Raw genomic sequence first — 7,697 nt, forward strand, 5'->3', positions numbered from 1 at the left:
TTTATAACTTTGTATAGCTTTCCTTCGGGAAGGCTATACATAATATGCCTACTCACACACTGCACTTCAGGCTTTACAGCACTGTGGCATCCCTGCCGGACAACTGGGATACCCTTGCCGTAAGCAACATATTTTTGTCTAAAGCCTATCTTTCGGTTTTAGAACAATCGGCCCCGGAAAACCTTACACCCCACTTCATTGGGTTGTTTAAGGAGGATATGCTTTGTGGCATAGCCCTGGCCCAATACATTAACCTTAGCGATGTAAATACCCTTGGCCAACGCGAACGAGGTTTTTGCGTTAAGGAATACCTGTTTAAAAAATTCAGCTCGAAGGTACTGGTACTGGGCAATAATATGCTTACTGGCCAAAATGCGTACCTGCTGGACAAAGGTGTAGACGAAGTTGCTGCATTGGTACAGTTTGAAAAGGCGCTATATGCCCTTAAAAAACACTACCGTAAACAGTGCATATACATTAACCTGATTACCGTTAAGGATTTTAACGAAAGTGAATATCCTGATTTTGATGCGGCAGGTTATACCGGGTATTACAAGTTTTGTACACAGCCAAACATGGTTTTTAACCGCAGGTACGACTGGGAAAACATGGACGACTACCTGGCTGCACTGGGCACCAAATACCGCACGCAATACAACCGCGCACGCAAAAAAGCAGCAGGAATAGAAAAGAAACAGCTAAACTGTGATGAAATAAAACGATACGGCACCATTATACAGGAGTTGTACCTTACTGTAGCCGGAAATGCATCTTTTAATACCTTTCATCTGCCCGTGGATCATTTTTATACTTTTAAAAAGCTACTGGGCGACAACTTCAGGTTTTACGGTTATTTCCTTGACGGGAAAATGGTAGGCTTTAACACCCTGATAAAAAACGGCGCCGATATGGATACCTATTTCCTGGGGTATGACGCTTCTATACAGAAAGAGAAAATGCTGTACCTAAACATGCTGTATGATATGGCCGCGTATAGCATTAACAAACAGTTTAACCATATTATTTACGGGCGTTCGGCTATGGAGATAAAAAGTTCTGTAGGTGCGCAGGCCGAGCCGGTGTACGGACTTATAAAGCATACCACACCACTGATTAACCGCAGTATGGAATGGCTGTTTAATTACTTTGACCCAAAGGTAGCATGGAATGAACGCAGCCCTTTTAAAGCCGAAGTACCCGTCTCGGTTTAAGGCACCGCTACCCGCATTTGCCGTGGTAATATAAACACATCCAGCTTGGTTTCCTGTCCGCAAAACTCACCGTCTATCTGAAAGCTCACCGGAACATCAGTAGTTATTAGTGCTTTTTCGGTAGAAATTATATGCACGTGTTCCTCGTCTTCCACAGGCATATTACCGGTAAGTATACGGCCTATAAAAAGCAGGTCGAGTGTTTTTAATATCACAATTTCAAACTTACCGTCATCCATTTTACCTAATGGGTTTATGGTTACACCTGTACCGTATTTTTGGGTATTAGCTATCACCACCATGCGCGCCTCACTGTGCAAGGTTTCACCATTAGCTGTAACACTCACATTAAACGGATCGCCAAGTTCTTTATATGTGGTAAAGGCATGTATGGCATACCCCAGCTTTCCGCGTACATTACCACTTTCATAGTTCTTTATCAGCTCGGCATTGGCACCCAGGTCGCTAAGGTGCAGGCTTTTTTTGCCGTTAATGCTTACCATATCCATTTCTATATACTTACCATGAAAAGCCGTTTGCAGTATTTCTTCAATATCAGCAGGCAAATTAAGGTCTACTGAAAGCCCGTTTGCGCTACCGGCCGGTAATATACCTACAATTACATCGTGCTGGCCTATGGCCTCACCCACGAGCTTTATGGTACCATCGCCCCCTGCCACCAGTATACGTGAGGGAACGTGCTCCAAGTATAACTTCTGAATTTCGGCTTCGTCATTTTTCCCGGTAGTTTCGTAGGTTATTATCTCTATCCATTGCTCTGTTGCATATTGTAGCACCTGCTCTTTCAGTTCGGTTTTATCGTTACCCCCTGCAATAGGGTTAATTATTAGCAAAAATTTCTTTTGGGTGGGCATTTATACTGATTTTTGAACTAAATTTAGGTAAAAGGAACATTCGAGCTTCTTATAAAATTTATAAAATTTGATGAAACCCATACTCAGGCTTTACCGCGGCTATGCCAATGACCAGGAGTTTATTGTATTCGGGCATGTATTCCGACCCAATACTGCAAACGAATATGAGTTTGAGAAAAAGAGGTTTAAAAATGCACAGTCCATACTAAAAATGTTCCTGGTAAAAACCATACCAAACACCGAGGTTTTCCTGGAACATAACGGGCAAAAAATACGTACCAAAACGCTTGCCGACGGTTATTTTAAATTCTGTATTCCGTTAAAAGAAGAGCTGGCTTTCGGTTGGGCCGACTACTATGTAAGCATCAACCACAATGGCGAGGAAATCCGCGAAAAGGGTACGTATGTGCGTCCGCATGAAGGCACACTGGGGTTTATATCGGATATAGATGATACCTTCCTTGTGTCGCACACCCGAAACATTTTTAAGAAGATTTACATACTGTTGTTTAAAAACATTAACAGCCGTAAAATATTTGAAAACGTAGTGCCACACTACCAGGCGCTGAGTACCGCCGGGCGCAACAATAAGGATGAGCAGAATGCTTTCTTTTACGTATCCAGCAGCGAATGGAACCTGTACAACTTTATTGTAAAGTTTACCACCAGGCACAATTTGCCCCGCGCTGTACTGCTGCTAAAAGACATAAAAACAAGCCTTATGGATTTCCTGGTAACCGGGCGCGGCAACCACAACCATAAGTTTGATAAGATAAAGCACATACTGGAATTTTACCCGCACCTGCAATACACCCTACTGGGCGATGACTCTCAGCACGATCCTTTTTTATACGAAAACATCTGCAAGATATTCCCCGTAACCGTAAAGGCAGTATACATACGCCAAACCGGGCAAAATAAAAAACAAAAAGCTGAAGAAGCCGTAAAAAACATGGAAAGCATGGGTGTAGCCGCCTGCTATTTTAAAGACAGCAGCGATGCCATAGATCATAGCAGGCGTATTGGATTGATTAAGTAAGTTTTAAGTTTGCCTTAGGTTTATTTTAGGGATATGGATTGTAATTTTATGATTACTAATAACCTAAAAATGAAAACATCATGAAAAAGGCATTATTAACCGCAGCGTCAGCCGTGCTATTACTGGCTTCGTGTAAGCAAAAGGAAGAACCCGTAACCCCGCCACCCGTAGAACCTGCTCCGGTAGAACAACCGGCAACGCCTACACCGCAACCCGAGCCACAGACTAACACCACAACTACGACAACCACTACCACAACTACTGAAGACCCTGATGGTACTTCGGTAAATGTGAGCAAAGACGGCTTTAGCATTCAGAATAAAGACGGTGATAATAAAAGTAATGTTACCATTACCAAAAAAGAGGTAACGGTAGAAAAGAAACAATAACAATTATAGCCCTTCCATTTCTAAACTGGTTCAGCAAGGAAATGGAAGGGTTTTATTTATGCATTTTCTATTTCTTCCTGTACATTTTCCCATTCTGCCATAAGTGCATCCAAATCTTTTTTCTTTTGCTCGTATGCCGCAAAAAAAGAGGCGTCGCCCATCAGCTTTTCAGGATGTTCTGCCAGTGCACGGTCGTCTTTTTGTATATCGTTTTCCAGCTGGCTTATCTGGCTTTCAATTTTACTCAGCTTGTTTTGCAGTGCCTTGCTTTTCTTCTGGTCTTCAAAACTAACCGGTTGTTGTTTTGTTTTTTCCTGTTTTACAGGTTGTGCTGCCGGCACATCCCTTTTTTCAACCTCGCGCATATTCTGCATATTGCGCTGTTCCAGATAGAAGTTTATATCACCCAGGTATTCCCTTATCTTATGGTCCTTAAACTCGTATACTATATTGCTCATCCCCTGAAGGAAATCCCTGTCGTGGCTTACAATAAGCAAGGTCCCCTCATACTTTTGAAGGGCAGCCTTTAGTACGTTTTTTGATTTAATGTCAAGGTGGTTTGTAGGTTCGTCCATCACCAGCACATTTATAGGCTGAAGCAATAGCTTACAAAGTGCCAATCGGTTACGCTCACCACCCGAAAGTACTTTTACCTTCTTCTCTACATCATCTCCCCTAAACAGGAAAGCACCCAGCATATCGCGCACCTTCATACGGTTGGTGTCGTTAGCGGCATTTTCCATGGTTTCCAGCAGGGTGATTTCCCCATCAAGATATTCCGCCTGACTCTGTGCAAAATATCCTAGCTGCACATTGTGTCCCAGCTTTATGGTACCGGTATAGTCTATATCGTTAACAATCGCCTTTACAAAAGTAGATTTACCCTGGCCGTTTTGCCCTACGAAAGCAATTTTGCTGCCACGCTCTACAAGCAGGTTCAGGTCTTTTAGTATCAGCTTATCCCCATATTTTTTGGTTACGTGTTCGGCTTCTACCACTACCCTGCCCGGCGTTTGCGAAACCGGGAACGAAATAGTCATTACTGAGTTGTCATCTTCATCTACTTCAATACGCTCTACCTTATCAAGCTTCTTAATTAACGATTGCGCCATAGATGCCTTACTGGCTTTGGCACGAAATTTCTCAATAAGCTTTTCGGTATGTTCTATACTTTTTTGCTGGTTCTTTTGTGTGGCAAGTTGCTTTTCGCGTATTTCCTGACGTAAAACAAGGTATTCAGTATACGGTTTGGCAAAATCATATGCCTTACCCAGTGAGATTTCTATGGTACGGTTAGTTACGTTATCCAGGAACATTTTGTCGTGCGACACAATAACCACTACGCCCGGATAAGTTTTAAGGAATGATTCCAGCCAAATGATACTCTCTATATCAAGGTGGTTTGTAGGCTCATCCAGCAGCAGCACGTCGTTAGACTGTAGTAGCAGTTTAGCCAACTCTATACGCATACGCCATCCTCCCGAAAAAGTATCAGTAAGCTTATCAAAATCCTCACGTTTAAAACCAAGCCCCAGTAATATCTTCTCGGTATCGCCTACATAGTTGTATCCACCCAAAATTTCATAGCGGTGCGTAAAGTCGCCCAAGTCCTCTATAAGTTTAGAATACCCATCGCTTTCATAATCGGTACGGGTAGCCAGCTGATGGTTTATATCATCTATCTTACCCTCTACTTCTTTAATATCTTCAAAAGCCTGGTAAGCTTCATCAAGCACAGTACGCCCGGGAATAAAATCGATATCCTGTCGCAGGAAACCTATACGAACTTCTTTCTCTGTAGCGATAACCCCCGAATCGGGTTTAATATCTCCCGAAAGTATTTTAAGCATGGTCGATTTCCCTGCACCGTTTTTGCCTACAAGACCCACACGGTCGCCGGCACCAAGACGGAAAGTTACTTCTTCAAACAAGTAGGTTCCGCCAAAGGAAACCGATAAATTATGTATGTTTAGCATTCTATGTAGCCGTTATAAATCGTAAATTTGTGGAAAGATAATACTTTTTGCAAATGTTAAAAAAAGGAAGCAAACTATATAGCATTTTAACAGGAACCTGCCCCCGATGCCATCAAGAAAGTATGTATAAGTACAAAAACCCATGGTATTTGAGCAAAATCTTCGATATGCACGAAGAATGCAGCCACTGTGGCCTGCATTATCAAATAGAACCTTCGTTTTTTTATGGTGCTATGTATGTAAGTTATGGTTTAGGCGTAGCATTCTCCGTAGCTACATTTATAATATCGCATGTATTTTGTAATGCAAGCCTGGAAACCGACTTTATAGCAATAATAGTATCACTCATCATACTAATGCCGTATCAAATGAGGCTTGCGCGTAATTTATGGATTAACTTTTTTATTAAATACCGCAAAGACTGGCGCGATATTAAAGCAAAGGAAAACGATTCAAATTAATATCCCGCTTTACAGGCGTCCCGGTTTCTATTGATTCAAACAATTCTTTAGCCATAAATGGTGCAAGCATTACACCCCTTGTACCCAGTCCGTTTAATAAATGTACGTTTTTACAGATATGATGCGTACCTACCAATGCTTTCCGGTCTTTTACGGTAGGCCTAACACCCGCATAATGGTCAACAATTTCATACGGACAGGTAATTATCTCAGCCAATTTCTCTACAAGTTCTTGCTTAGCAGCTTCTGTTGGTATCGATGTTTTATCCTCCCACTCGTAAGTGGCACCTACTTTGTACAAATCGTTACCCACAGGTAACACAAATAATGCGGCCTTAATGCCCACTGTCAACTTCAACTCCGGAGCTTTTATAAGCAAAAGTTCGCCTTTAGTACCATTTAAAGGTAAATAACCGAAATAAGGATTGTTCTTTATACCAAACCCCTCTGCAAATACAATATGCTTCGCCAAAGTTCCTTTATACTCCACGTAGTCGTCATAGATGTTAAGCGCGGCATAGTCAAAAGTTTCCTCTAAAAGTGTACCTTCTTTTTTGCTATGTCCCCAATAGACCGGTATTAACGTATTTGTATTGACATAACCAGTATGGAGTACCTTGCCAAAACCAAATGGAGAAGGCACACCTTCAAACTTCTCATGAATGACCTCCGGATGTAAAAATGGGGTAAGTTTAGGGTTATCAATAGCCTCAAACCACATATTTTGTTCCTCTACAGAAGCGAATTTCCTGTATAAAGGTACATTATGGTCAATTTTCACCCCCAACTTTCGTTCCAAATTCTCATAAAACGGCTTCATAAACATTATATGCTCATAAGCATCCTGTGTAGGTTTCATCCGTTTAAGAACTACAGGATTATACACTCCGGCAGCAGCGAGACTTGAATTTTGTGAGCTATTGGATATTATAAGGATAGATTTTCCGTGTTGCAAAGCTGTTTCTGCAAATGCAATACCGGCCAAATGACCACCCACAATGATAAAATCTTTCATGTGACAAAGATACTAAGAGAATTTCAAGCTAAGGAATGATAAAACTCAATAGTTGCAGAAATGATGATTAGAACTTAAAACACACTGGAAATCAAAAAACATTTGTTTCACATACAAATGACTTTAAGACTATTTAAGTTTTCTGTACAACATTTACGTGCTATGATTAAGGATTAGTATACGTTCTAAAAACAAAGAAAGTATAATTAACCTCTTGAGGAAATTCAGGGCTCTTAAAAATAACATCATCAGTCATTATAATATTTTCTTTGAAAATCTTAAAACGAAAAAATTCAGAATCATCACCCGTAAACAACTTATTGTTAACAACATAAATATAATTCATTTTATTTAGACGCCTATATTCTGATAATTTTGAATATGATATTTTTTTAGTATGTTTATTTGTGAAATAAAATAGAATCCAATCCACTGTGTCGGAAAAATACTCTTTTAAAAAAGAATCATTTCTATTTATAATAAAACCAACTGACATTTTTTTTGGACTAATTTCTCTAAGACTATCCATCGGAAATAATTTCCCATCTAAAAAGCAGATACACTCCGGAGTCATTTTATCCTTAAGGTTATTAAGAGTTTGTCCATTAATATGAAGACAAAACAAAGCTATAAAAACTAATAAAAATCTCATTGGCAAGGCAGTTTTTGATAGAAAAACATCTGGAAACGAAAGCTTTAGAACAAATGTAATTAAAACAGCCAGCTATACC

General features: G+C 40.4%; 8 protein-coding genes. 4 read left to right on the forward strand and 4 right to left on the reverse strand.

Translation table 11 applies throughout. The features are described from left to right. Nucleotides 1-44 precede the first annotated feature (44 nt). Complete coding sequence (locus ACLI1A_RS17845) at nucleotides 45-1,211, forward strand: 8-amino-7-oxononanoate synthase (protein WP_411410052.1); 1,167 nt, start codon at nucleotides 45-47, stop codon at nucleotides 1,209-1,211. On the opposite strand, the gene ACLI1A_RS17850 is transcribed toward ACLI1A_RS17845, so the two are convergent. Next, nucleotides 1,208-2,086 carry a diacylglycerol/lipid kinase family protein gene (locus ACLI1A_RS17850; RefSeq protein WP_411410054.1) on the reverse strand — a complete coding sequence of 293 codons (879 nt, stop codon included), beginning with the start codon at nucleotides 2,084-2,086 and terminating at the stop codon, nucleotides 1,208-1,210. The two genes, ACLI1A_RS17845 and ACLI1A_RS17850, sit on opposite strands and share 4 nt — an antisense overlap. 70 nt (nucleotides 2,087-2,156) lie before the next feature. Between ACLI1A_RS17850 and ACLI1A_RS17855 the strand changes: the two genes are divergently transcribed. Continuing rightward, nucleotides 2,157-3,125, forward strand: coding sequence for an App1 family protein (locus tag ACLI1A_RS17855; protein WP_411410055.1), 969 nt, complete (start codon nucleotides 2,157-2,159; stop codon nucleotides 3,123-3,125). An 80-nt stretch (nucleotides 3,126-3,205) separates the two neighbouring features. Further along, nucleotides 3,206-3,514, forward strand: coding sequence for a hypothetical protein (locus tag ACLI1A_RS17860; RefSeq protein WP_411410056.1), 309 nt, complete (start codon nucleotides 3,206-3,208; stop codon nucleotides 3,512-3,514). A gap of 56 nt (nucleotides 3,515-3,570) precedes the next feature. Here ACLI1A_RS17860 and abc-f read toward each other — a convergent pair whose 3' ends face one another. Further along, a complete protein-coding gene (abc-f, locus tag ACLI1A_RS17865) occupies nucleotides 3,571-5,490 on the reverse strand; it encodes a ribosomal protection-like ABC-F family protein (RefSeq protein ID WP_411410057.1) in 1,920 nt (639 codons plus the stop codon). 149 nt (nucleotides 5,491-5,639) lie between these two features. Between abc-f and ACLI1A_RS17870 the strand changes: the two genes are divergently transcribed. Beyond that, on the forward strand, nucleotides 5,640-5,951 hold the full coding sequence (locus ACLI1A_RS17870; protein WP_411410058.1) for a DUF983 domain-containing protein: 312 nt from the start codon (nucleotides 5,640-5,642) through the stop codon (nucleotides 5,949-5,951). Here the strand turns inward: ACLI1A_RS17870 and ACLI1A_RS17875 are convergent. Both ACLI1A_RS17875 and ACLI1A_RS17880 read right to left on the reverse strand, forming a co-directional pair. Continuing rightward, nucleotides 5,923-6,966, reverse strand: coding sequence for an NAD(P)/FAD-dependent oxidoreductase (locus tag ACLI1A_RS17875; RefSeq protein WP_411410059.1), 1,044 nt, complete (start codon nucleotides 6,964-6,966; stop codon nucleotides 5,923-5,925). The two genes, ACLI1A_RS17870 and ACLI1A_RS17875, sit on opposite strands and share 29 nt — an antisense overlap. A gap of 166 nt (nucleotides 6,967-7,132) precedes the next feature. After that, nucleotides 7,133-7,618: a hypothetical protein gene (locus ACLI1A_RS17880; RefSeq protein WP_411410061.1), complete on the reverse strand. Its 486-nt coding sequence runs from the start codon at nucleotides 7,616-7,618 to the stop codon at nucleotides 7,133-7,135. Nucleotides 7,619-7,697 lie beyond the last annotated feature (79 nt).

Source organism: Flavobacterium sp. RHBU_3 (assembly GCF_046613565.1).
Lineage (GTDB): Bacteria > Bacteroidota > Bacteroidia > Flavobacteriales > Flavobacteriaceae > Flavobacterium.